This is a genomic window from Candidatus Nitrotoga sp. M5, from assembly GCF_927904885.1.
Classification (GTDB): domain Bacteria; phylum Pseudomonadota; class Gammaproteobacteria; order Burkholderiales; family Gallionellaceae; genus Nitrotoga.
Genome location: NZ_CAKMNW010000073.1, coordinates 1 through 23,801, shown reverse-complemented (window position 1 = coordinate 23,801; position 23,801 = coordinate 1). Strand labels below are relative to the sequence as shown.

At 48.2% G+C, this 23,801-nt stretch carries 23 protein-coding genes and 3 pseudogenes; 17 read left to right on the top strand and 9 right to left on the bottom strand.

All coding sequences use genetic code 11. From position 1 onward, the window contains the following. Positions 1 to 44 precede the first annotated feature (44 nt). From MJ770_RS13465 to MJ770_RS13455, 3 genes are all read left to right on the top strand, one after another. A complete protein-coding gene (locus MJ770_RS13465; protein WP_239255290.1) occupies positions 45 to 335 on the top strand; it encodes a hypothetical protein in 291 nt (96 codons plus the stop codon). Continuing rightward, complete coding sequence (locus MJ770_RS13460; RefSeq protein ID WP_239255288.1) at positions 332 to 1,039, top strand: IS6 family transposase; 708 nt, start codon at positions 332 to 334, stop codon at positions 1,037 to 1,039. The genes MJ770_RS13465 and MJ770_RS13460 overlap by 4 nt, the downstream gene beginning before the upstream one ends. 120 nt (positions 1,040 to 1,159) lie before the next feature. Further along, complete coding sequence (locus tag MJ770_RS13455; RefSeq protein WP_239255287.1) at positions 1,160 to 1,468, top strand: hypothetical protein; 309 nt, start codon at positions 1,160 to 1,162, stop codon at positions 1,466 to 1,468. A gap of 148 nt (positions 1,469 to 1,616) precedes the next feature. On the opposite strand, the pseudogene MJ770_RS13450 reads toward MJ770_RS13455, so the two are convergent. From MJ770_RS13450 to MJ770_RS13420, 7 genes and pseudogenes are all read right to left on the bottom strand, one after another. Continuing rightward, positions 1,617 to 2,770, bottom strand: a pseudogene (locus tag MJ770_RS13450) (IS3 family transposase). A gap of 399 nt (positions 2,771 to 3,169) precedes the next feature. Continuing rightward, positions 3,170 to 3,940 (bottom strand): IclR family transcriptional regulator, encoded by a 771-nt coding sequence (locus tag MJ770_RS13445; protein ID WP_239255285.1) that lies wholly within the window; start codon positions 3,938 to 3,940, stop codon positions 3,170 to 3,172. 19 nt (positions 3,941 to 3,959) lie between these two features. Next, on the bottom strand, positions 3,960 to 5,000 hold the full coding sequence (locus MJ770_RS13440) for a VOC family protein (protein WP_239255283.1): 1,041 nt from the start codon (positions 4,998 to 5,000) through the stop codon (positions 3,960 to 3,962). Between the two features lie 377 nt (positions 5,001 to 5,377). After that, complete coding sequence (locus MJ770_RS13435; protein WP_239255281.1) at positions 5,378 to 5,797, bottom strand: non-heme iron oxygenase ferredoxin subunit; 420 nt, start codon at positions 5,795 to 5,797, stop codon at positions 5,378 to 5,380. Next, entirely contained in the window at positions 5,794 to 6,951 is a 1,158-nt protein-coding gene (locus MJ770_RS13430; RefSeq protein ID WP_239255279.1) for an NAD(P)/FAD-dependent oxidoreductase, read from the bottom strand. The genes MJ770_RS13435 and MJ770_RS13430 overlap by 4 nt, the downstream gene beginning before the upstream one ends. An 18-nt stretch (positions 6,952 to 6,969) precedes the next feature. Continuing rightward, a complete protein-coding gene (locus MJ770_RS13425) occupies positions 6,970 to 7,458 on the bottom strand; it encodes a lipocalin-like domain-containing protein (RefSeq protein ID WP_239255277.1) in 489 nt (162 codons plus the stop codon). Further along, positions 7,451 to 8,311, bottom strand: coding sequence for an alpha/beta fold hydrolase (locus tag MJ770_RS13420; RefSeq protein ID WP_239255275.1), 861 nt, complete (start codon positions 8,309 to 8,311; stop codon positions 7,451 to 7,453). Before MJ770_RS13420 ends, MJ770_RS13425 begins: the two co-directional genes overlap by 8 nt. A gap of 542 nt (positions 8,312 to 8,853) precedes the next feature. Between MJ770_RS13420 and MJ770_RS13415 the strand changes: the two genes are divergently transcribed. From MJ770_RS13415 to MJ770_RS13360, 12 genes are all read left to right on the top strand, one after another. Then, positions 8,854 to 9,990, top strand: coding sequence for a C4-dicarboxylate TRAP transporter substrate-binding protein (locus tag MJ770_RS13415; RefSeq protein ID WP_239255273.1), 1,137 nt, complete (start codon positions 8,854 to 8,856; stop codon positions 9,988 to 9,990). An 87-nt stretch (positions 9,991 to 10,077) separates the two neighbouring features. Continuing rightward, a complete protein-coding gene (locus MJ770_RS13410) occupies positions 10,078 to 10,617 on the top strand; it encodes a TRAP transporter small permease (protein ID WP_239255271.1) in 540 nt (179 codons plus the stop codon). Further along, positions 10,601 to 11,878 carry an aromatic ring-hydroxylating oxygenase subunit alpha gene (locus MJ770_RS13405; RefSeq protein WP_239255269.1) on the top strand — a complete coding sequence of 426 codons (1,278 nt, stop codon included), beginning with the start codon at positions 10,601 to 10,603 and terminating at the stop codon, positions 11,876 to 11,878. The genes MJ770_RS13410 and MJ770_RS13405 overlap by 17 nt, the downstream gene beginning before the upstream one ends. Before the next feature lie 48 nt (positions 11,879 to 11,926). Continuing rightward, positions 11,927 to 12,433: an aromatic-ring-hydroxylating dioxygenase subunit beta gene (locus tag MJ770_RS13400; RefSeq protein WP_239255267.1), complete on the top strand. Its 507-nt coding sequence runs from the start codon at positions 11,927 to 11,929 to the stop codon at positions 12,431 to 12,433. 36 nt (positions 12,434 to 12,469) lie between these two features. Then, a complete protein-coding gene (locus MJ770_RS13395) occupies positions 12,470 to 13,774 on the top strand; it encodes a TRAP transporter large permease (protein ID WP_239255265.1) in 1,305 nt (434 codons plus the stop codon). Positions 13,775 to 13,915: 141 nt separating this feature from the next. Next, positions 13,916 to 15,091, top strand: coding sequence for a thiolase family protein (locus MJ770_RS13390; protein ID WP_239255263.1), 1,176 nt, complete (start codon positions 13,916 to 13,918; stop codon positions 15,089 to 15,091). Between the two features lie 196 nt (positions 15,092 to 15,287). Continuing rightward, positions 15,288 to 15,476, top strand: coding sequence for a hypothetical protein (locus MJ770_RS13385; RefSeq protein WP_239255261.1), 189 nt, complete (start codon positions 15,288 to 15,290; stop codon positions 15,474 to 15,476). 58 nt (positions 15,477 to 15,534) lie between these two features. Then, positions 15,535 to 17,079: a class I adenylate-forming enzyme family protein gene (locus tag MJ770_RS13380; RefSeq protein WP_239255259.1), complete on the top strand. Its 1,545-nt coding sequence runs from the start codon at positions 15,535 to 15,537 to the stop codon at positions 17,077 to 17,079. Between the two features lie 259 nt (positions 17,080 to 17,338). After that, a complete protein-coding gene (locus tag MJ770_RS13375) occupies positions 17,339 to 18,130 on the top strand; it encodes a 2-keto-4-pentenoate hydratase (RefSeq protein WP_239255257.1) in 792 nt (263 codons plus the stop codon). A 44-nt stretch (positions 18,131 to 18,174) separates the two neighbouring features. Then, positions 18,175 to 19,113: an acetaldehyde dehydrogenase (acetylating) gene (locus tag MJ770_RS13370; protein ID WP_239255251.1), complete on the top strand. Its 939-nt coding sequence runs from the start codon at positions 18,175 to 18,177 to the stop codon at positions 19,111 to 19,113. A gap of 2 nt (positions 19,114 to 19,115) precedes the next feature. Then, a complete protein-coding gene (gene dmpG, locus MJ770_RS13365) occupies positions 19,116 to 20,174 on the top strand; it encodes a 4-hydroxy-2-oxovalerate aldolase (RefSeq protein ID WP_445083164.1) in 1,059 nt (352 codons plus the stop codon). Positions 20,175 to 20,379: 205 nt separating this feature from the next. Continuing rightward, positions 20,380 to 21,090 carry an IS6 family transposase gene (locus MJ770_RS13360; protein ID WP_239255249.1) on the top strand — a complete coding sequence of 237 codons (711 nt, stop codon included), beginning with the start codon at positions 20,380 to 20,382 and terminating at the stop codon, positions 21,088 to 21,090. On the opposite strand, the gene MJ770_RS13355 is transcribed toward MJ770_RS13360, so the two are convergent. Together MJ770_RS13355 and MJ770_RS13350 are read right to left on the bottom strand one after the other, a co-directional pair. Then, entirely contained in the window at positions 21,035 to 21,454 is a 420-nt protein-coding gene (locus tag MJ770_RS13355; protein ID WP_239255247.1) for a hypothetical protein, read from the bottom strand. The genes MJ770_RS13360 and MJ770_RS13355 overlap by 56 nt on opposite strands. A gap of 129 nt (positions 21,455 to 21,583) precedes the next feature. Then, entirely contained in the window at positions 21,584 to 22,144 is a 561-nt protein-coding gene (locus tag MJ770_RS13350; protein WP_239255245.1) for a hypothetical protein, read from the bottom strand. Positions 22,145 to 22,168: 24 nt separating this feature from the next. Between MJ770_RS13350 and MJ770_RS13345 the strand changes: the two are divergent. Continuing rightward, positions 22,169 to 22,879: pseudogene (locus MJ770_RS13345) on the top strand (IS6 family transposase). A gap of 64 nt (positions 22,880 to 22,943) precedes the next feature. Then, positions 22,944 to 23,801, top strand: a pseudogene (locus tag MJ770_RS13340) (IS110 family transposase); the annotation flags it as partial.

Here is a 23,801-nt window from a genome sequence, read left to right as displayed (position 1 = left end):
GGCCCTTGAAAGCGCTCGAATCTGACGTTAAAGGAGATTAAGTAGTGAAAGCGATAGTGAATTTTTTGGCTACGGCCTGGATTGCCAGCGGCGCATTGCTATTGGGAGCACCGTCTCTTCATGCGGAACCGCTTGTCTATGTGCCGCTAGGGAGTGAGAGTAAAATTGCCATCATAGATGCTGCGAAAGATCAGATCATTGGTATCATAGATGGACTGCAGGCTGTTCATGGGTTGTCGGGGACCCCGGACGGGCGATTTTTAATCGCGGGCAGGGCTTTGTCAGAAGAAAATTGCTTGATGGTCATTTGCTCGTCGACTAGCCTCCGAGCATGACAAAACAGAACCCATTTCGCTATTTCAAAACTTCACCCGAGATTATCCGCCTGGCTGTGATGATGTATGTCAGATTTCCCCTTTCACTTCGCAATGTTGAGGACCTTCTTCATGAACGGGGCATTGATATCTGTCATGAAACAGTCCGCTATTGGTGGAATAGATTTGGCCCACTGTTTGCGCGCGAGATCCGGAAGAAACGGATCCATCCGTCTCAAAATTATTCAAACTGGAAATGGCATCTTGATGAGGTCTTTGTGAAGATCAATGGCGAGACGCATTACCTGTGGCGTGCGGTCGATCATGAAGGAGAAGTCCTGGAAGTCTATGTTTCTAAACGCCGCGATCGCAAGGCAGCCTTGGTGTTCCTTAAGAAAATCATGAAGCGATATGGAAGACCGCACGAAATCGTAACGGACAGATTGCGTTCTTACCGTGCCGCAATGAAGGTAATTGGAAATGAAGCATCGCAAGAAACAGGCCGTTGGTTGAACAATCGCTGTGAAAATTCCCATCTCCCATTCCGGCGAAGAGAGCAGGCGATGCTGAAATTCAGGCGCCTGCGAAGTTTGCAGAAATTCGTCTCAATCCACGCATCTGTCCATAACCACTTCAATCACGAGCGCCACCTAACCAACAGAGAAACATTCAAGCTTCAAAGAAATGCTGCGCTGGCCGAGTGGCAGCAACTTACCGCAGCATAATAGCGGCACCTTATTGCCAATTTACGCCATACAGAGACGAGGTCGCATTCGTCTGACAGCGCCCTGTTGCAACTTGCCAAACGCGGGCTGGAGGGCGACCTCTCGGCTGCCCGGAAGACCATGACAGCGATTGAAGCGGGGAAAAGCGGGCAGATGGATGAGGCATTTCAATTATCTGAGGTCACCATTATCCGGTTTACGCCCGGCACGCTTAACCGGGCCCTTGAGCTTTTACGCATGGGCAAGACACTTGACCAGTATCGGGAGACCGCCCGCATGGCGTTGGAGCCCTGGCTCGTCGAGGCGGCTCTCGAGCGGCTTGGCCTCGAAGAGCGGCGTCTCAATCGAAAGGAGCAGCGCATCGTCATAAAAGCAGCACGGACGCCCTGGAAGGTCAACTGGCCGGACTGGTGGGAGGAGATGCCGTAGGGAGATCAGGCTCATAATCCGAGGCCGTAGCGTAAAGTCCTACCTCTCTGCAACCAAATTAAAGCGGCTATATCAATCATATAGTGGCGTTGTTGCGTTAACGACCCATCTCGAAAAATCGTTGACGTGTTCCCCAAGTTCCTGCCAGTCATAAGGAGAGTCCTTGTTTTAATTGATGCCCGGTTTGGGCGTGTGATGCAATCAGATAAGGGGTTAACCCCTTTTCTGATTGCGCGGTGATTTCTGTCGGGGTTTTACCGCCATGGGCAGAATGCGGTCTGACATGGTTATAATCCTGTCGCCAGATAGCCAGCTCAACCCGAGCATGGCGCACACTGGTGAACAAGGTCTCATTCAGACATTCATCTCAAAGTCGGCCGTTAAAGCTTTCGACAAAAGCATTTTGTGTCGGCTTTCCCGGTGCGATGTAATGCCAGTCAATACCCCGATCCTGCGACCAGTGCAGAATTGCCATACTGGTAAGCTCTGTGCCGTTGTCGCTGACAATAGTCTGGGGCCTGCCTCGCTTGGCGATAACCTGATCCAGCTCCCGGGCAACCCGGGCACCAGACAACGAGGTGTCGGCGACCAGCGTCAGGCATTCCCGGCTGAAGTCATCAACGACACACAGAATGCGAAACCGCCGGCCATCGGTGAAAGCATCGGATATGAAGTCCAAAGACCAACGTTGATTGGGGCCATCGGGAACAACCATGGGCGCGCGCGTACCAAGGGCCCGCTTGCGCCCGCTACGGCGGCGGACAGCCAGCCCCTCCTCGCGATACAGGCGTAAAAGCTTCTTTCGGTTCATCACAATACCTTCGCGTTGCAGAAGAATACCAAGACGTCGAAAGCCAAACCGTCGCCGCTCATTGGCAATGGCGCGCAAGCGCTCGCGGATCAAAGCCTCATCTGATCGTCTCGATCGATATCGGACCATGGAACGGTCCGCACCGAGGATGGCACACGCCCGCCGTTCGCTTACACCATGTGTCTTGCTGGCATGGGCGACGGCTGATCGCTTGACAGCGGGCGTCACCATTTTTTTGAATTGACGTCCTTCAGAACGGCATTGTCTAGCATCGTCTCTGCCAGAAGCTTCTTTAATTGGCTGTTCTCAGATTCTAACGCCTTCAGACGCTTCGCATCCGAAACCTGTAATCCGCCATACTTCGATTTGTATTTGTAAAACGTAGCTTCAGATATGCCATGACGACGACAAACATCTGCCGTCCGCTGCCCAGCCTCCTGTTCCTTCAGGAGGCCAATAATCTGTTCCTCAGTAAATCGACTGCTCTTCATATTCCGTCTCCTCGTAAGTGACGGACTCTAATTTAAACTGGAGGGAAATACAGGGAACACGTCACTCACAAAGGACTTAAAGAAAAGTAATATTCAGAATTTGCCCCTATTGGGCATTATAGTTGGCGGAGTGATTACGGGATGATGTGAAACAAAGGCGAAATGGAAATCGTCAGGACTGAAAAACCCGAGGTGCTGTCTTGCGCCACTCAAGCGCGATAGTCTGATAGGGATCAGTTCCAGCGAAGAACATCAGGGCCGGCGGTTGTAAGATAAAAGCCACGTTTAAAGGCCGGAGACATGACTGCACCCAGCCGCCCGAAAACATCACATTTTTACCTTGCCATAGGAGCACCATCCAGACATGACAGCGCCCCTGTCAGCGACCGTCTGCAACTTCTAACGCGGGGCGAGTTTTGCAATTTCATTAAACCAATCCACCAAATTCTCATCATTTTTCATTTGTAATATCAGGTCGTTCGCTTTACTTGCGGCCTTTAGAATTATGTTAACGACTAGTTTTTCGTTTATAAGTTCAAAACGGGAAGCAGAAAATATCAATGAAAGGCTACCAGGCGGATTGGTTGCCAACGCCGCCGAGACGCCAACATATCCCTGATCCAATTCACTTTTTGAAATGGCATAACCGTTGCGCCGGATCATTTTGATCTCAGCGTATAGAGTCTCCCAATCGGGGCTAAAGGCCGAATTTTGAACCTGTTCGATGTTCTCTTCAAAGAGCCGCCGTAACTTCGCTTTTGGCAACGATGCAAGAATGAGCTTTGACGGTGCTCCCAGGAACAATGGCATGCGCCGACCTCTGCTGTAACTCAGGTAAAGATGCTCTTGACCACGCTCATGATGGCTAACCACCGTCCGTCCCTGATAATTGCTGCATAGTAAAATGTCGCAGTCCAGACCATCGCTCAGTTGTCGCATGAGAGGCTGGAGAATATCCATATAAGGGTCATTCTGACGAATGAGGTAATCCATCTCCACGACCTTCGGGCCGAGCGTGAAAGCGCTTCCTACATGTGCCAGAAGGCTCGAATTTGTTAATTCACGTAGATACCTGTATGCTGTTCCGCGGTTGTATCCGAGTCGATTGACAACATCATCGACTGTCAGAATTTTTGTTTCGACAGTAAACTCGTCTAATATGGCCAACATTCTGGCGAGGCTGGACACTTTACTTCCTATTCTTCATTGATTGTATAGGTGCAGCTTCGAGTAATTCGAGTGTATTTCCTGTATCCGCCCAAGGGCATCGATCTGACATGATTTCAAAGTTTCCAGGCATCACTTGAACTGGCTGCCGTATGCCCCTTTCAGCGGCATTTAACGCCATTTCGCGAGCATGCTTTCTTTCTGCTGTTGAAAGCCACTTGCGATCATGTCCCCAAAGGCTAGGACCATCAACGATTTCTTGTGGGGACCAGCTTTCAGGATCAATTTCCCTGCCGCCCCATCCGCATTCTATCAGAAACGGCGCGGGTGTTTTTGTATAAAATGAAGTCATAAAGTCGTTTGTATGTCTACCCAACGTAACTGAAACATTTTCGCGCTCTATCGCTAAATCATATGTTTGTCCAACGTCATCCAGTGAATACATTTCAACCATCACGTGATGAACACCACAAACCCCCGTTTCGATCAATGCTAAGCTATGATGCCGGGAGTTAACATGAAGAAAATATGCTCGAAAGGGTGCAGCAATGAAATCACTTACCTTGAAGCCGAGTACGTCAGTATAGAACGATAACACGTCATCTATACGGTTTACTGTCAAAACTGCGTGGCCTAAACCCAATTGTCCGGTACGAAATCCAGAGATATTACGGCCGGGGATAAAAGGGGTGCTGAGGATTTGGGGTTTGTGGAATATCTCTACATGATTACCGGAAGGGTCTCTAAATGAAATAACGCCTCCTACGCATCTGGCGTCAGCGATGTGGGCTGGTTCGAAGATAACTTTGATACCAGCATCATCAAGTTTGCTGGCTATGCGATCAAGTTCTATTGCGTTGTCCACTTCCCATCCAAAAAAACATGTGCCGTCAATTGAGTTTTTGTCGACAAAAATTCTTTGGCGGTGGTCGTCCATTCGAAAGGCGAGAAACGAGGGTGTGCGCTCGGTGCATTGAAAACCGATCACATTGTTACCAAATTGTTCCCAAGCTGAAAGGTCCTGCGAGCCAATTCCGACATATCCTAGTGCTTTCAATCCCATATTTTCCGCCCTATTTCCTTCAATAAACTATTTTACGGATAAGCTCTTTACTCGATTTCTAGAGCCTTTCGTTACTCATCGGTCAGGCCGAGAGCGATGCCGACTATCATGTCGTCCTGATCGCAGACCCACATTTGCGGTTTTGAGTGTGGAGCAAGCCATACCTTCTATTTCGGACAATAGTGCATGGTGATTATGGTCCAGCAACGAGGGATAAAAATCGAGCAATATGGGGGCGTTTAGAGCCTCTGACATGCTCTGAATTTTAACCATCAGATCAGTCCTTATGTTGCCAAAAATCAGCACCCACGCTACCGATCATATTTTTGTTCATTTTATCCAACACTGTCTAGGTCCTACGATGCATAACCACGAATTTATCTGTCTTTAGTTTCAGGCTGTATCTTGTCTCGATAAATAAGCGTGTAGAGCGTACCTTCTTCAATTCGCGTCTCATGAGTTTGAATTGACAATGTGCACGGAAAAGCAGTGGGTTTGCCAGAACGCAAGTCAAATTTCCCACCGTGGAAAGGACATTCGATCTCAAAACCTTCAATGAACCCCTCTGACAACGACGCTGCGCCATGTGTACATTTGTCCTCGACCACAAAGTATTCTTGACCAACTCGAAATGCTGCAACGGCATGGTCGTTTTCGATTTGAAGTTTAAACCCCATGTCATCGGGAATTTCAGTGATATTGCAGACCCTAATCCATTCGCTGGCTGCTTGTTCCTTGTCCATTTGTTCCTCTAGTTGTACTCGAAATACTATTACGTAGCGCCATGGAGCACTCAAATATTTTCCCTATTAATGAGCTCTCTGCTTAGCTTCCTGAACGCTCGGGGTTGGTTCGCGCAGGTAATGCCGACAAGATTTGGTCCGTCGAAATGACGTGCAATTACTCGCGTATTCTCTTCCGAAATTTGTATGTCAACGTCATCGGTTAATACGTCTCCGCACATTTGAAACTCATAGCCATATTGGGTTGTCCAGAATAACGGCGGGCGGGGTGCCTCAATAGGTATGCCAAGAATTGTTCGCGCAACGGCTTCCGCTTGTATGTTAGCCGTGGTCCAAGATTCTGGTCGAACGCGGCGTCTGAGAAATGGGTCAAAATAATTTGAAACGTCGCCGGCGGCGAAAATATATTCATCACTTGTCCTACAGCATTCGTTTACCTTAATGCCATTGCTAACCTTCAGGCCTGCTTTCTCCGCCAAGGCTGTATTGGGCATTACCCCAATTGCCACAACGATAAGGTCGGCGGAAATTTCGGTGCCGTCGGAAAGTTCCACCGTCCCGTTTCGCGCCATCGTGACGGTCCTGTTGAAAAGTAATTCAACGCCATGCGAGAAATGCATCTTCATGAATAAATTGGCAATTTGGGGAGAGACGCAGCGCGACAATAGGCGACCGGCTCCTTCGATCACCGTCACCTTGATACCCCGCTTAAACGCCGCCGCTGCGATTTCAGTTCCGATTGCACCACCGCCAATGACGACTATCCGTTCTATGGACGTCAGTTTCATCGTCAATCGTTCCGCATCTTTTATTGTTCGAAAAGTCATGACGGTGTTGTCGGTTTTTTCCATATCGGGCAGCAAACGCGGTTTTGCCCCAGTTGCGATCAATAGATAATCATAGTAATGGGTTTCTCCGCCTTCGAGACAGAGTAGATTATTGCTTCGGTCAATAGTACTTACGACCGTGTTCAAAAATATACTAGAGTGAATTGATTCATAATCACTCACCGGATTGACATAGCTAGGCGCCGGTGAATGTTCGACGTCTAAGCATTCTTTTGACAAGGGTGGGCGCTCATAGGGTAGAATTTTTTCGTCGCTGAACAGTGAAATATTTAGATTTGGATTATGTTCACGCAGAACGCCATAGGTGCGTGCTGCGGCCTGCCCGCCTCCAATTATAGAAATTCTTGGTTCATCCGACATCAACAATCACCCGCTGCTTCAATTGACATCTCGGATCCATTCGATGATGGCATATCTGGATTCAGGGGTCCCATCCTCCAATCTTGCAATAAGATGGAGATGATCGCCGTCTAATTCAAATTTGCGTCTTTGTGTTCCCCCGACCCAGTTGGGAAATAGGCTGAACTTGACGTGATGCAGTACAAGGTCTCCTTGAATCTCGAAAGTTCCGCCATAAGAAAAATAACTATTATACGCTTCGGCTTTTTCCTGCTGGCCTGCGTCCCATTGCCCCCCGGTTGCAAAATGACCGCGATCGGAACGGACAATTGTGCAGTAAAAATTTGCAGTTTCCTGATAATCCATGAAACCTTCAGGCATTTCTCCCATAGGATATAGGCGTCGTCCGTCGTCAAATTCTTGGCGCCAACTTACAATATTCCAACGTCCGAAAAATTGTTTGATCATATTATTGCTCCCTTCGTGAGCATATTCATTTTGACTAGCCGGTTCCCCAATCTCATTCATGGAAACTTTTGTCCAGTGATCCTGTCAAAAAATCTAGAACTATCGAATTGAAGCGTTGCGCTTGTTCTATTTGAACCCAATGTCCGCAATCGTCGATCCGACGCAGGGTAGAATTAGGCAATAATTTGTGAAGCTGTTCGGATGCCTGTATAGGAATAATTTTGTCATCGCGCCCATGAATAAGCAATAGTTTGTTCGATATCGAACGGAGATCATCACGTTGCTGGGCGAGAGCATCGACCCATCGCTGACGCGGCTCCGGGAAAAGGCGTTCGAACCTTTCCTGCACTCCTGGCCTCAGGCTCGCACGGTAGCGCATTTCAACCAAATCGTCCGTAATCAGACTCTCGTCGGCTACAAACAATTCCAACAGGTGCTTCATATGATCAAATGATGGTTGATAACCCCATACTGTGTCTAATCCTTCAGTGAGAGGAAAGGAAACGCCGACGGAACCCATGAGAATGGCTTTGCTACATCTTTCTGGGTACTGGCGAATGAATTCGAGCGCAATGGAACCACCGAAGGAGTTCCCAACAATTGAAATCTGCCCGATTTCTAGCGCGTCGAGAAGGTCACACAGTTGCTTCGCCCACCGCTCTACTGAACATTCGACAACATCCGTAGTTTCAGTATATCCAAAGCCAGCCATATCCGGAGCGATTACCCTGAAATTTCCTTCAAGCGCAGGGATCGTATTTCGCCAATTTGCCCATGCTGTCACACCCGGGCCAGAGCCATGAATAAGCAGGACAACCGCGCCGTCGCCACGATCATGGTAATTGATTGTTGTCGCGCCGATTTTTATAGAGTTTCCTATTTCGGGAAAATTGTTTTCAATGGCTTCAGGCATATCATTCCCTCGTGAAGTTTCCTATTTTCTAAAGCAAATTTGAAACGCCGAACACCTAGCGAATTCTAATACAATAGGGTTGCCTATGATGCGTCGAAATATTTGCGCCAATGTTTCGTACATATGCGAAGGCATAGACCTACCTGCAAATTGCGGAGCCGGGTCCGTGCGCATAGCGAAAGAATTATATCGGCATTCTAACATTACTGTTCCATCTGGATTTGCGCGGACACGATTGCATGAGATTTGCTACGCACGGTTTCCTCGATCATCACATTAGTATAATAATGCAATAAATTTCATAATATGAAAATATAAACAAAAATAATGACTGTCAATGTTAAAAAACTACTTGATTTTTAATTTACTGAAATATACTAGTTATGAGGACAGTGCGGAGAACCGCTATCCGACTTTACCTAAAGCGTTGGGGGTCTCGTGCTTCAATAGAGCGGGTCGGCACAGATCATTCGCAAAGTCTCGTTTGGGGCGGGCGTACTTAAAAGGATAATTATGATGAATTTAAAGATTGGGAGAATTCAATGAGTATTCGTAGCAAGATAGCTTATAGCATCGTGGCAGCTGGTTTGGTTGGATTTGGCTCTGGGGCTGCAAGTGCGAAAGAGTTGACATTCGCAGGATATACGTCGTCAAATCATGTCGTTGCTCAGGAGGCGATTTTACCGTTTTTTGAAGATGTGGCGAAAAGAACCAATGGAAGTTTGACGTTTCGCTTCTCACCTGTTGGGGAGCTGCTGAAAGCAAAAGCAATTGGTCCAGGTGTGGAGGACGGTTTGGCTGAAGCGGGGCAGGTCATTTCACTCGTTTATGTGAATGAGCTTCCTCATTATCACGTCATTAACCAAGCCATGATTTATGCATCCGGTTCGTTGGCGGCAAACGGTGCTGCGCTAGAGTTGTGTTATCTCGCTTACCCTGAGTGCAACGAAGACTATAAAAAGCGGGGACTTGTACACTTGGGGGATTACTCAACTACGAATTATTACAATTTTATTTGCCGTGAGGAAGTGACATCCTTGGATGATCTCAAGGGTCGACGTGTTCGTGGTCTTAGTACGGCAGGAAGGTGGGCGGAGTCCGCGGGTGCCTTGGCCGTCAATATGACCTCTGCCGAAATGGTCGAGGCATTGCAGACCGGCGGGCAAGTGGAGTGTGCCACGGCGCCGATTGCATGGATCACAAATTATTCCTTAATGGATACTATTAAGTCCGTTCTCGTAGTAGAAAGAGGGGCCTATCCGGCGATCAATTTCATGACGATGAACCGGGACACATGGAACGATTTATCGACGACTGAAAAGCAGGCGATTATTGATGCCTTACCGATGGGTATCGCGAATGCGGCGGTTAAAGGGTATGTCGATTTGGATGAAAAGACACGCAAGGAGGCGGAAGCAAGAGGCACCAAATTTATTAAAGTGGATGATGAGAAACTTGATGCCCTTTATGCCGAGTTTCTGAAAAGTGAAGAAGCTTTACTAGCAAAACGCTTTGAGGAAAATCAAATTGAAGGAGCTACAGAAGCAATTGCTACTTTCCGCAAATTACTAATAAAGTGGAAGGGCATCATTGACAATTTACCTGAAGTCACACCGGTTGCCTACGCGAAGACCCTGGAGGACAATGTTTTCAGCAAGATCAAGCCTGAAGACCTGTGAATTGTATGCTAGCATCCTTAGATTATCGTGTGGGTTGCTGTTGTGCAGTCATTTCAGGAAAATTTTGACTGTTCAGGAGGAAGCGTTTTGTCAGAGAAAGTTCATGGAGAGAAAATAGTCAATTGGGTCGTCACTGCGCTTTGCGTCGTGGCGGCCGTGGTTGTTCTGTTGATGACGGGACATGTTCTTGTATATGTCGTGTCCAGGTTTTTAAAGTTGTTCAGCTTATTTGGAACAATAGAAATCATTGCAAACTTTTACATGGTCGCAATCGTGTTTCTACCGATCGGCTTGCTAGTGAGCGGCCGTGGAGAAGAATTGATAAGCGTTACTTTTTTCACCCAAAAGCTTTCTGAGAAGGCCTCAAGGGTTGTGCTCCGTTTCGGCCAAATATTGACGCTGTCATATCTCTGTGTGCTTGCCGCCGGTGCAATCCGAAAATTGTTCAATAGTTGGCATGACCATGAAGTTGTCGATATTGTATTCGGATTTATTGATCTTTGGCCAAGCAGGCTTGTCGCTGCAGTTGGCCTGCTTGTTGCCTTCATCGTAATGATTTGGGCGATTTATGCGTTCTCTTTTCGAAGCCATATGATAAGGAATCAAGAAAATGAATTATACCACTAATGATATAAGCGCGATCAGTAATCCTGCTGCTGATATCTCTGGCCTTATTAAAGATAACGGTATTCACAGTTCTCTATACACCGATCCAAATATTTTCGCCCTTGAGATGGATAAAATTTTCCAAGAATGTTGGGTGTTTGTCGGGCATCTCTCTGAAGTGCCAAAAAGGGGAGACTATATACGGCGCCATATTGGCTGCGAACCTGTACTGATGTTCAGGACCGGAGACGCTACAGCAACCGTTTTGACGAACCGTTGCACCCATAGAGGCAACCTGCTCTGCCAGGAAGAGAAGGGACGTCGTCGGGCTATAACGTGCCAGTATCATGGTTGGGTTTTTAATCTCGACGGCGATCTGGTCGATCGGCCTTTCTCTGGTGGCTACTGTGACAAAGGGGGGGAATTGGATCTTCGAAAAGCTAAAGTTGCGATTTACCGGGGTTTTGTGTTTGCCACTTTTGCAAAAAATCCCGTATCTCTCGAAGATCATTTGGGTAATGGTCGTCATGCTTTGGACAGAGCCTCAAATCTATCGCCGGAAGGAGAACTTGATCTTTTCGGTGGATGGACAAAGCACATATTCAACTCAAATTGGAAAATGCTTGTTGAAAATAATACCGATGGATATCACGTCAATCATGTCCATGACTCATTCGCGCGGGGCATCCAGGTTCAGTACAAATATGAAAATGTTCTGAAAAGTGAAGAAGACAAATTAGAAGCTTTTGTTCGTGATATGGGGGATGGTCACGCAGAAATTGAGTATGGGCAAACTTACTCGAAGCCGTTGTTTTGGTTCGGTGTCGAATCTGATCGTTTCCCGGATTATGTTTCAAGCATGGAAGCTGCGTACGGAAAGGATGAGGCAAACGATATTCTTACAAAGGGTCCTCCTCACACATATATCTTCCCTAATTTGTTCATTGCCGAAGTCAGCATGGTCGTGATTCAGCCCATATCAGCAGGTAAGTCGATCAACTGGAACACGCCGTTGTATTTGAAGGGCGCACCAGATGCGGTGAACAGAAGAATGCTTCGTCAGGGCGAGGCAGCCCTTGGCCCTTCTGCATTCTTGTTGGCGGATGATGCAGTAATTGGAGACAGGCAATGGCGCGCGCTACATGGCTCGCCAGGATGGCTGGACTTGTCTCGTGGCGAAAGCAGAGAGACAGTTGCTGCAGATGGTACCATAACATCGCACTATTCGGACGAGACACCTAATAGGGGCTTCTGGAGACATTATCGTACTTTGTTCTCTTAAGTCGTATTCTTAAGAAAATTTCAATCCAGTCCAGAAGGTGATTTAATAATGAATGAAACCGTTTCAGTGATCAGTGATGACGAATACCGGAAAGTAGAGCGTTTTATCTATAAAGAAGCCCGTTTTGCAGACGAATCCCGTTATGATGAGTGGGAAAATCTGCTCGAAGACGACATGATTTATTGGATCCCGCGTGGCGAGGGTGATTTTTTGCCGGACCGGGACGTATCAATTCTAAACGATAACCGTTCGCGCTTGGCGACGCGTATTAACCAATTGAAGACAGGGACGCGACACAGCCAGGAACCGAGGTCGCCGATGCGGAAAATTATCTCTAACCTGATGATCGACCGGATCAGTGAAAACGAGTATCTGGCACATGTTAACTTTGCTCTGTTTGAGATGCAGGTGCAATCCCTTGACGAGATGAATATTTGGGCTGGAAGAATGGAATATAAACTCAGAGAGTCGGAAGATGATCTGAAAATGTTTTTTAAAAAAGTAGTCCTTATAAACGGTGACCACCCCGTACCTACAATAGCATTCATTATATGAGGATTTTTGTGGAGGGGTTCCAGAGGGGGAAGCGTCTTGTCTGATTTATTAATTGGAGGGTTTGGTGTCGCCGGATTACTGATTGTGCTGGCCCTTCGTGTTCCGATTGCAGTGTCTCTGGGTTTGATTTCATTTATCGGAATCGGCTTGGTAAAAAACTTCAACGTTGCGTTTAGCGCTGTAAGTAATTCTCCGTTCGACTTGGTTGCGAGTTGGAGTATATCTGCAATCCCCATGTTTTTGTTTATGGGGGCTATAGCGTATCACACCGGAATCAGTGCTGCTCTCTTCAGTGCTGCTCGACTTTGGCTGAATAGTGTGCCAGGTGGTTTGCTTATGGCATCAAATTGGGCCTGCGCGTTATTTTCCGCTGCATCAGGTTCCAGCATGGCGACGGCAGCCGCTATTGGACGGTTGGCTGTCCCCGAAATGCTTCGTTCTGGCTATAATCCGGGTTTGGCGGCGGCTGTCGTTGCCGCTTCGGGAACGCTTGGTTCATTAATTCCACCAAGTATTCTATTCATATTATATGGAGTAATAGCAAAGGTACCTGTATCCAAACTATTCCTAGCCGGTATTCTACCGGGACTGCTTACTGCTGGACTTTATACTGTTCTTATCACAGTCATTTGCTATTTCAAACCACACTTGGCACCAAGGGCAAAAGAGAAACCGCAATGGCCCGAGCGTTGGAATTCTCTTTACAAAACGAGTCCGGTTTTTTTACTGATCGGGGGTATCCTCTTCGGTATATATTCAGGGTTTGTGACTGCCGTGGAGGCCGGGGCTGTCGGTGCAGGACTCGCTCTGGTAATTGGTTACTTTAATGGTTGTAAAAAATCAGACATTTTCTCGAGTTTGAAAGAAACGGTAACCGTCACGGCGCAAATATTTTTTATAGCTATCGGAGCAACTCTTTTTAAACAATTTATCGTATTATCCGGGTTAAGTGTTGAGTTGGGGCATTATGCTGAGGAATGGGCAGGAAGCCCAGTCATTGCCATGATCGTGACTGCGTTAGTTTATCTCATCCTAGGTTGCTTTTTGGACCCGTTAGGCATTCTTTTGGTCACGTTACCAGTATTTCTGCCGATTTTTGAAGCTTTGGACATGGATCTTATTTGGACCGGTGTTCTTGTCGTCAAATATATCGAGATAAGTCTTATTACACCACCGGTCGGCCTTAACGTATTTGTCGTTCACGCACAAGTGCATGATAAAGTTCCGCTGGACCAGATATTCAAAAAAGTCTCTTGGTTTTTTCTTTGCGAAATGGTCATTGTCGCGCTTTTGATCGGATTCCCTTCTATATCGACATTTCTGCCTGCATTAATGGGTTAAGGGGAGCTTTTGTCCCTACGTCTACAGCAATTGTCTATTTGAAGTCGGTATTATAGTCAGCCTTGATCCTTCGGAGAGAGTATAATCCGCCAGTTAAAATTGTTAAAGGAAGGGAAGTGGCCATGAGGAAGAAGAAATAAGATGAACAAGCAGAACATTGTTGCGATTACAGGGATGGGGATGAGTGAGCTAAGTCGTAAATTTGTCAAGAGCCCACGTGAACTCGCTGTTGATTCTGCTGTGGCTGCAATCAGTGATGCCGGACTGAGTGGAGCAGATGTGGATGGAATGATTATTGCCCGCAGCCCAATCCTACCTTCTGCGGAATTGCCGTTGCGGCTGCAGCTTGATCTTGCGCTAAAAGATCTTTCATTTGTTGCGGCTATTGACGCGTCCGGCACTTCATTCGTGCAGGCGATAGAAGTCGCGGCCATGGCCGTAGAAAGCGGACGGTGCTCGGCTGTGGTTTGCGTTTTTGCCGATGCGCCTTTGCGTCCAGGAACCACCTCACTGCAGGCTTTCTCAAGAGCTATGCCTATATCAGGTGTTGAAGGTATGGAAAGTGCCGCAGGCCTGTTCGGCGCGACCGGTGCATTTGCGCTTTACGCCGCAAAATATATGAGTGAGTGTAGCATCTCGCTTGAGCATCTGCATGCTTACATAAACGCATCACGTATGTGGGCTTCTGGAGACAAACATGCACGCATGACCTCATCGTTAACGTTTGCTGAATACTTAGATTCGCCGTTTGTCGTAGAACCCTTTCGGTTGCTTGATTGCGCTTTTCCTGTCAACGGTGCGTTTTCTGTTGTTGTCACCGGTGTCGATAAATTTTCCAACAGTGCAGCGCATCCCGCATACATACATGCGGCGACACAAGGGCATGACGGCAATTTTAGGATAAGCGGTCACTCCTTTGAAGAGGAAACTGGCGCAAGCATTGCTGCGCGCTCTTTGTATGCGAAAGCGGGCATTTCGCCGAAGGATGTTGAGGCATTTGAAGTATATGCACCTTTCTCTGTGCTCGGACTTAAACAAATCGAGGATTACGGTTTCTGTGGCCGCGGAGAGGCTGGGAATTTTGTTATTGAGGGCAACACGTCGGCTGGCGCGGCTTTGCCGATGAATACGGGAGGAGGGCAGATATCGGGGTTTTATCTGCAGGGGGCGACACCGGTGTATGAGGCGCTAGTGCAAATAAGAAATGAAGCGGGAAAGTCACAGATAGTAGGTGACGGTCCCGTGGTCGTCACGGGGATGGGCGCCCGATATGAATATCACGCAGCATTAATTTTAAGTAGGAGTATGCGTCTCTAGGGATGCGCGGTTAAAGAACATGGCTGAGCAACATACATATACGCAGAACATTGCTATAAAAGATGGGAAATTATTTCTTCGCCGATGTGTAAATACTGGCATACCGGTTAATTATTTCCATCAACGATGTCCATGTTGCTGGGATAATAAGTTTGAAAGCTTTGTTTCCAATGGTATGGGGAAAATAATATCTCTGGTGACGTATCACCGAACCTACAAAGACAGCATCCCTTCACCGTATGACGTGGCAGTTGTCCGACTGTTTGAAGGGTTGGAAGTTATTGTGCGCGTTGATCAAAATTCTAGAAAGCACGTGCTGATGGGGAGTTCGGTGTTTGTGGAAGTGGCCGACGAAGGCTTATTGCTGGTGCATCTGGTTGAATAAAGTTAACGCCAGTTTCATGAAACCGTAAAAAAATTAGATACAAAGAGGGAACAAGAAGATGCTACCGGAAATGATTAAGGCTTGTAGTCGAAATTTACCGCACAAAGCGGCTTTCTTGCAGGGTAATCGTTCCATTACTTGGAGAGAAATTGACGCCCGTTCGTCTCGACTTGCCTTGGTGATGAAGGCTTGCGGTATGGGACGGGGTGACGTTACCGCCATTCTTTCACATGAACGGCTGGAAGTATACGAGCACTGGTTTGCTAGTATAAAGATAGGTGGTATTCGCATCGGCATAAACTGGCGCTACTCCGCAACTGAAATGGCTCATATTCTGAAAGATTGCTGCCCTAAGGTTCTGTTGGTGGACGCCGCCTGTGCGGATAAAGTACCGGAGATTGAGGCTGAATTGAAGGAGATTGGTTGCACTGTTATCGGATTTGGCGACGGTCACGGCTTGTCTCTGGATTATGAGACGTTGCTTTCTGACACATCCGGTGATTTTGATGCGGTTGTATATTCGGGCGATGAAACCGTACTGTACACCTATACGTCGGGAACTACAGGTGTGCCCAAAGGGGTGATGATTTCAGAGCGCGCCGTCGCAACGGCGCTGACCAATACAGCCTTGTCTCTCGGGGTTGAAAAAGATGATATCTTCTATCGCCCAGCTCAATCGTCTTGGGTTGTTCTTGTTGGGCATTCCTCAGGGCTGGCTAATGGATTTACGACCGTCATTCCTGATGGGGTTTTTGATGTTTCTACTTTTCTTAGCGATATCGCAAGATTAAAGGTAACAAGAACAGTCCTAGTGCCTACGGTCCTTCAACGTATTCTTGATGAATATAGGGCGCATGAGTACGATATCTCATCATTGAAAACAATGATATATGGCGCATCACCGATTACGCCGCGCCTTCTTCGGGAAACAATGGAAACCCTGAACTGCGAAATTGCTCAATTATATGGTCTCACTGAAGCAAGTGGCGGATATGTTAGCTACTTGCGCTACAGTGATCATTTGCGTGGACTTACAGATAGACCCGAATTGTTGTCATCTGCCGGACAAATTGGCCTGCATTTTGAAGCAAATATCCGGGACGTTAATGGCAACGTTTTGGCGCCAGGAGAGATCGGGACTTTGTGGCTGAAGGGGGATAGCATCATGAAGGGGTATCTGAATATGCCGGACCTCACTGATGCTGTTCTTCTCCCCGGAGGTTGGTTATGCACGCATGATATTGGATACATTGACGACGAAGGGTATTTGTTTCTGACGGATAGAAAGCAGTCTTTGATCATCACCGGTGGTGTAAATGTGTTCGCAACGACTGTTGAAACTGTTATCGCTGAGCTGGCAACGGTCAAAGAGGTTGCTGTGCTCGGCGTTCCAGATGACGAGTGGGGTGAAATAATTGTGGCCGCAATCAAGTTGTGTGACGGTGTGGAGCTTTCCAAAGAAGAAGTGAACATTCATTGTTCAAATAAGCTGTCTCGCATGGAATGTCCTAAACGTATTCATTTTGTCGATGAAATACCCAAGACGATGAACGGAAAAATTTCCAAAGGGAAACTCAAAGAATTTTTACTTAATGCAAAATAATTATGTTAGCGCTAATGGTAATGCGAATGAATATCGGCTTCACTTTGGCAATGTTCGGTTTTGTGGGTATCTACTTGATTACCGGTGATTAGTACGTTGCTTTTCACTCTGGAATTAGCAAAGTTTTTTATGATTTGGCTTCAATCACGCCCACGTGATTGATCTCACCAAGTATGGGCTCCAGGAAAATGCCCTGAATAGTGAGAGTGTAGATCTATCGTTTGGCCAAAATAACTGTGAATAGGAATGCGGAATAATAATGAATAATCGAACGAATATACAGCAAGCAGCTGAAGCAATTTACCAATCCTATTTGTCAGGCGCTCCCTGTGAACCAATTCGTGACTTTCTACCTGATGGCGATGTTGATGCCGCTTATCAGGTGCAGGAAATAAATACTGAAAAATGGCTTTCCGAAGGGCGACGATTGGTTGGACGTAAAATCGGTTTGACGTCAAAGGCGGTTCAGATGCAATTGGGTGTCAATCAGCCGGATTACGGCATGCTTTTCGCCGATATGGATGTGGCTGATGGTGAGGCCGTAGATGTTGGCAGGGTGCTCCAGCCCAAAGTTGAGGCGGAAGTTGCTTTTGCACTTTCGCAAGACCTGGATGAAGAGCGGCTGACAACGGCAGACATGATAGCCTCCATTGATTATGCTGTTGCTGCGATTGAAATTGTTGGGAGCCGTGTTGCCAATTGGGATATCCGTATACTTGACACCATTGCCGATAATGCGTCCTCAGGTCTGTTTGTACTGGGGCAACAGCCAAGAAAGCTCAGTGAATTTGACGTCCGCCTATGTGGAATGGTCATGGAGCGACGTGGTGAGCCGATCTCGATGGGCGCTGGCGTTGCCTGCCTCGGAAGCCCTGTAACCGCAGCGTTGTGGCTGGCGAGAAAAATGGCGGGTGTTGGCCGTCCGCTGAAAAAAGGAGACATCATCCTGTCTGGTGCCCTTGGGCCAATGGTGCCAGTAGAGCCGGGCGATGTGGTGGAGGCGAGAATTGAAGGTCTGGGGTCGCTCCGCGCCGCCTTTGCCACTAGCTGAACGCAGCGGATAACTCAAGCAAGCGCATATGAAAAGGAACAGTAATGAAGGCCAAAGTGGCAATCATCGGTTCGGGCAACATTGGTACTGACCTGATGATCAAAATACAACGAACCTCTGACATTCTGGAAATGGGGGCGATGGTCGGAATTGACCCTGAGTCAGACGGATTGTCGCGGGCGGCACGTCTCGGTGTCGCAACGACATATGAGGGAATTGAGGGTCTGCTCAAGCTGCCTTGCTATAAGGATATTAAAGTGGTGTTCGACGCGACATCGGCACAAACCCATGAGCGGCACGACAAGGTTCTGCGTGCGGATGGTAAGCAGGTTATTGATCTTACACCCGCGGCTTTAGGGCCTTATGTCATCCCTTCTGTCAATATGGATGAACATTTGGCTGAGAAGAATATGAACATGGTGACATGTGGCGGTCAGGCGACTATTCCGATTGTTTATGCGATTAAACGGGCGACAGAGCGATTGTTGTATGGTGAAATCGTTGCGTCGATCTCGTCAAAATCGGCCGGGCCGGGCACTCGTGCTAATATAGATGAATTCACGGAGACTACCCGAGCTGGGATTGAATCCGTCGGCGGGGCCGAACGGGGGAAAGCCATTATTGTCCTTAATCCCGCCGAGCCGCCCCTGATTATGCGGGATACGGTTTTTGCTCTGAGTCAGGGAGGGGACCAAGATGCTATTCGAGATAGTATCCATAAGATGGTTGAAACGGTTCAGGAATATGTTCCTGGTTACCGCCTCAAGCAGGAAGTTCAGTTTGAAGTGATTGGCGATAATAACCCCGTCAATATTCCGGATATCGGACTTGCATCGGGCTTGAAGACTTCCGTCTTTCTGGAGGTAGAGGGTGCCGCGCATTATTTGCCAGCTTACGCTGGTAATCTCGACATTATGACTTCAGCGGCTCTCAAAGTGGCGGAGCGCTGGGTTGAAACCAAAATGAAACAGATGGTGTCATGATCATGCAGAAATCGAAACAGGGAAAGCTTTATATTCAGGATGTCACTCTTCGTGACGGCATGCATGCCGTCCGCCATCAATATGGTATAGAAACAGTACGGAATATTGCGAAGGCGCTGGATGAAGCAAAAGTTGATGCGATCGAAATCTGTCATGGCGATGGATTGACCGGGACATCCTTTAATTACGGCTTTGGCCAACACTCTGATCGTGAATGGATTGAGGCCGTTGCGGATGCAGTGGAGAATGCCCGGGTTGCAGTCCTGTTACTGCCGGGAATTGGTACGATCCATGATTTGAAGGACTCTTATGACGCGGGCGCGCGGTCCGTTCGGATTGCAACTCACTGCACAGAAGCCGATGTCTCAAAGCAACATATTGAAGCTGCCCGCGACATGGGGATGGATACTGTCGGCTTTTTGATGATGGCCCACATGCTTCCAACAAACCAGCTTGTTGAACAGGCAAAATTAATGGAAAGTTATGGTGCGGAATGCGTCTATGTAACGGATTCAGCCGGTGCTCTGATGATGAATGATGTTGCCGAAAGGGTAAAAGCGCTTCGGCAGTCGTTGAAGGCCGAGACAGAGATTGGCATTCATTGTCACCATAATCTCAGCCTGGGTGTGGCGAACTCTGTAATTGCGGTGCAGGAGGGCGCAACGCGGGTCGATGCATCTCTTGCAGGCAACGGCGCGGGTGCTGGAAACGCACCGCTTGAAGTCATGATCGCTGTTTTTAACCGGATGGGTATTGAGACCGAATGCGATGTTTTCAAGCTGATGGATGCGGCGGACGATCTCATCCGACCACTTCAGACCCAGCCGGTGCGGGTGGATCGGGAAAGTTTGAGCTTGGGATATGCCGGTGTTTACTCCAGCTTCCTGCGCCATGCTGAAAATGCAACGAAAACATATGGCGTTGATACGCGTGAAATCCTGATGGAACTGGGTAAGCGGCGCATGGTCGGCGGCCAGGAAGACATGATTGTCGATGTCGCGCTTGATCTTCTTAAAAATGAAAAGGCCAACCCTGCCACAGGTAATTCGCCAGACTTGTAAGCGTCTAGGGGGCGCTGTCATGTGTGGACGTATATGGACACCCGCCTGATTGCAACGGTGATCTTGGTTTGGATGGCTGAGCTGCAACTGCTTTCGTAATTTCGGCTTCCAATGTTTTACGCGGTATCGATGCGTAAAGAGCCACAATGGTACTGTCAGAAGAAAATAGCTTGTCCCCCAATCTATTGCTTTTTACTCTCTCTGAATGACAGAACATAATCCATTTCGCTATTTCAAAACGTCACCTGAGATCATCCGCCTGGCGGTGATGATGTACGTCAGATTTCCGCTTTCTCTACGAAATGTCGAAGACCTTCTTCATGAACGGGGCATCGATATTTGTCATGAAACGGTCCGCTATTGGTGGAATAGATTTGGCCCCCTGTTTGCGCGCGAGATCCGAAAGAAGCGACTTCATCCTTCTTCCCGGAATCACTCCAACTGGCGATGGCAACTGGACGAAGTATTTGTGAAGATCAATGGCGAGACATATTACCTGTGGCGTGCCGTCGACCACGAGGGTGAGGTTCTGGATGCCTTTGTTTCCAAGCGACGCGACCGTAAGACAGCAATGGTTTTCCTGAAGAAAGTAATGAAACGCTACGGTCAACTTCAAGTGATTGTAACGGACAGATTGCGTTCTTATCGTGCCGCGATGAAGGTAATTGGAAATGAAGCATCGCAAGAAACAGGCCGGTGGAAGAACAATCGCTGTGAGAACTCCCATCTTCCTTTCCGGCGACGAGAGCACGCGATGCTAAAATTCAGGCGCCGGCGAAGTTTGCAGAAGTTCGTCTCAATCCACTCATCATTCCATAACCATTTCAACCATGAGCGCCACTTAAACAACAGAGAAACATTCAAGCTTCAAAGAAATGCCGCACTGGTCGAGTGGCGGCAACTTCGTGCGGCATAGTAGGGGCACCGTTATGCCATTTTGCGACATACAGAGACGACGTCGCATTAGTCGGACAGCACCGCCACCCACCCCTTATAATTCGTCTCTGTTTTCGCTTGGCCCCGTAACCGCCCGTAACAGGGCGATATTTTGCCGCCAATCCCTTTCTCGGCATCGTCTCCGGACCGTCAGATAACGATTCTTCAGGGCCAATCTGCCCGCCAGTCTCTGTCCGTCTGATGGTAGGGTGAGTTTCGTTCGAGCAGGACGTTAACAGGGAATTTTTTATAAAAACGGCCGTTAACAGGGTAAAATCAGCACTTATTCGCATAAGAGGAAATATTTCACCCAGCAAAATCAGTAGTTTACGGATGGATTTCATCACTTTCCTGTTTTTCGTCATAACAGGGTGATTTAATGAGATAACAGGCCCTGTTATTGCGATTAACAGGGCGCTTTAAGCCTGTTAACAGGTGAATTTGGCAATTTCCGATAGGCGCTTAATCTGACCTCAATCCGTGCTTTCAATCCCGAACTTGCGTCTCTGGTCGGACCAAAGGAGCGGGATCTCGTTCTTCATCAATAGGGCCAGTGTCAGAGGGTCCGGCTGCCGCCCGTCGAGGAGGGCCTGCTGGATATCGGGCGCCAGAAAAGCCAGACGGACAAGATTGCGCCGCCAGGGGGAGGTGGGCGCTGAGTGCAGGACGGGTCCTTTCCCTGAGCTACGATCCAGCATCGCATGGGCGCTGCGCAAGGCCCGGATCAGGGACGGGTCCGGTTGCGGTGTATTCCTGTCACCGGCAAGGATGTCGGTCTTTCCGCCCCGCGTCTGCATCCGCCAGGGAAGGGTCAGCCGCAACTGGTTTGGCTTAACCAGATCGGGCATAGCCTGCTCACCCGTATGAAGATTTTCGCTGATCTTTCCGATAAACTTGATCGGCAGAAGAAGCTCGACACGCCTTGCTTGAATCTCGACACGAAGTGCAAGATCAATTGGCCTCTCCTGCTGTTTGGGCAGAAGGCGGGTGAGTGTCCTGATGGTACTGTCAGAAGAAAATGGTTTGATGTTCATTTGCTCGTCGACTAGCCTCCGAGCATGACGAAAAAGAACCCCTTTCGCTATTTCAAGACATCGCCCGAGATTATCCGCATTGCGGTTATGATGTACGTCAGGTTTCCTCTTTCACTTCGTAACGTTGAAGACCTTCTTCATGAACGCGGCATTGATATTTGTCATGAAACGGTCCGCTATTGGTGGAATAGATTTGGTCCCCTGTTTGCGCGCGAAATCCGAAAGAATCGACTTCATCCTTCTTCCCGGAATCACTCCAACTGGCGATGGCATCTGGACGAAGTATTTGTGAAGATCAATGGTGAAACACACTATCTGTGGCGGGCCGTCGATCACGAGGGAGAAGTGCTGGAAACCTTTGTTTCCAGGCGCCGCGATCGCAAGGCAGCTCTGGTATTCCTTAGGAAAATCATGAAGCGGTACGGAAAGCTGCATGTGATTGTAACGGACAGATTACGTTCTTACCGTGCCGCAATGAAGACCATCGGAAACACTGAAGTACAAGAGGTTGGCCATTGGAAGAACAATCGTTGTGAAAATTCCCATCTCCCATTCCGACGAAGAGAGCAAGCGATGCTGAAATTCAGGCGCTAGCAAAGTTTACAGAAATTCGTCTCAATCCACTCATCATTCCATAACCACTTCAACCATGAACGCCACCTAAACAACAGAGAAACCTTCAAGCTTCAAAGAAATGCCGCATTGGTCGAGTGGCGGCAACTTAGTGCGGCATAGTAGGGGCACCGTTATGCAAATTTACGCCATACGGAGACGAGGTCGCATTAGTCTGACAGCACCGGCTCGAACGTTGATCTCATCAGGCCATGACGTTCGGCTGATACTGCCTGCTTATGTAAAACCCTATTTGCGCCGCCAGAAAAACGATGCTGCTGATGCCGCCGCCATTTGCGAGGCTGTCACAAGGCCCTCCATACGCTTTGTCCCTGTTAAGAGCGAAGAACAACAAGCAACACTGATGCTGCACAGTGCCCGGGAACTGCTGGTCTCGCAACGCACGGCTTTGATTAATGCCATACGCGGGCATTTTGCTGAATTTGGGATGGTCGTTTCTCAAGGTGCCCGTAATGTTCATCTTCTCATTACCATTATTCTTGAAGAAGATAATGATGATCTTAGCGTGAGCGCCCGCTCGGCACTTCTGCCGTTGGCGAAAGCATTGCTCGATTTAGACACACAAATTAGCAAACTGAGTAAAGCCATTCTCATAGCCCATCGCAGAAGCGAGGTGAGTGTGCGCCTCGCGACCATTCCCGGTATTGGTCCGATTGTCGCCTCCAGCCTTTCGGCCAGCATTCCGGATGCCAGCCTATTCAAATGCGGACGGGAGTTTGCAGCGTATCTGGGCCTGGTTCCCCGGCAGCACTCAACGGGCGGCAAACCTCGACTGGGCCGGATCACAAAAATGGGAAACCGGCATTTACGAAAGTTGCTTGTTGTTGGCGCCCATGCAGCCCTCTACAGCATCAAGTCAGGCAAAACCAACACGCCGCTTGCCATATGGGCTCGATCGCTTTTGGCTAAAAAACCTTTCAAGCTCGTTGCCGTCGCACTGGCCAACAAGATGGCCCGTATCGCATGGGGGGTTATGGCACAAAAGACGACATACAACCCGATGTTCAAGGAAGCTTCCTCACAA

Coding starts and splice junctions, on each gene's coding strand:
- MJ770_RS13460 (WP_239255288.1), top strand. CDS start 332: ATGACAAAACAGAACCCATTTCGCTATTTCAAAACTTCACCCGAGATT.
- MJ770_RS13455 (WP_239255287.1), top strand. CDS start 1,160: ATGACAGCGATTGAAGCGGGGAAAAGCGGGCAGATGGATGAGGCATTT.
- MJ770_RS13445 (WP_239255285.1), bottom strand. CDS start 3,940: ATGTTGGCCATATTAGACGAGTTTACTGTCGAAACAAAAATTCTGACA.
- MJ770_RS13440 (WP_239255283.1), bottom strand. CDS start 5,000: ATGGGATTGAAAGCACTAGGATATGTCGGAATTGGCTCGCAGGACCTT.
- MJ770_RS13430 (WP_239255279.1), bottom strand. CDS start 6,951: ATGTCGGATGAACCAAGAATTTCTATAATTGGAGGCGGGCAGGCCGCA.
- MJ770_RS13425 (WP_239255277.1), bottom strand. CDS start 7,458: ATGAATGAGATTGGGGAACCGGCTAGTCAAAATGAATATGCTCACGAA.
- MJ770_RS13420 (WP_239255275.1), bottom strand. CDS start 8,311: ATGCCTGAAGCCATTGAAAACAATTTTCCCGAAATAGGAAACTCTATA.
- MJ770_RS13415 (WP_239255273.1), top strand. CDS start 8,854: ATGAGTATTCGTAGCAAGATAGCTTATAGCATCGTGGCAGCTGGTTTG.
- MJ770_RS13405 (WP_239255269.1), top strand. CDS start 10,601: ATGAATTATACCACTAATGATATAAGCGCGATCAGTAATCCTGCTGCT.
- MJ770_RS13400 (WP_239255267.1), top strand. CDS start 11,927: ATGAATGAAACCGTTTCAGTGATCAGTGATGACGAATACCGGAAAGTA.
- MJ770_RS13390 (WP_239255263.1), top strand. CDS start 13,916: ATGAACAAGCAGAACATTGTTGCGATTACAGGGATGGGGATGAGTGAG.
- MJ770_RS13380 (WP_239255259.1), top strand. CDS start 15,535: ATGCTACCGGAAATGATTAAGGCTTGTAGTCGAAATTTACCGCACAAA.
- MJ770_RS13375 (WP_239255257.1), top strand. CDS start 17,339: ATGAATAATCGAACGAATATACAGCAAGCAGCTGAAGCAATTTACCAA.
- MJ770_RS13370 (WP_239255251.1), top strand. CDS start 18,175: ATGAAGGCCAAAGTGGCAATCATCGGTTCGGGCAACATTGGTACTGAC.
- dmpG (WP_445083164.1), top strand. CDS start 19,116: ATGCAGAAATCGAAACAGGGAAAGCTTTATATTCAGGATGTCACTCTT.
- MJ770_RS13360 (WP_239255249.1), top strand. CDS start 20,380: ATGACAGAACATAATCCATTTCGCTATTTCAAAACGTCACCTGAGATC.
- MJ770_RS13355 (WP_239255247.1), bottom strand. CDS start 21,454: ATGAAATCCATCCGTAAACTACTGATTTTGCTGGGTGAAATATTTCCT.
- MJ770_RS13350 (WP_239255245.1), bottom strand. CDS start 22,144: ATGAACATCAAACCATTTTCTTCTGACAGTACCATCAGGACACTCACC.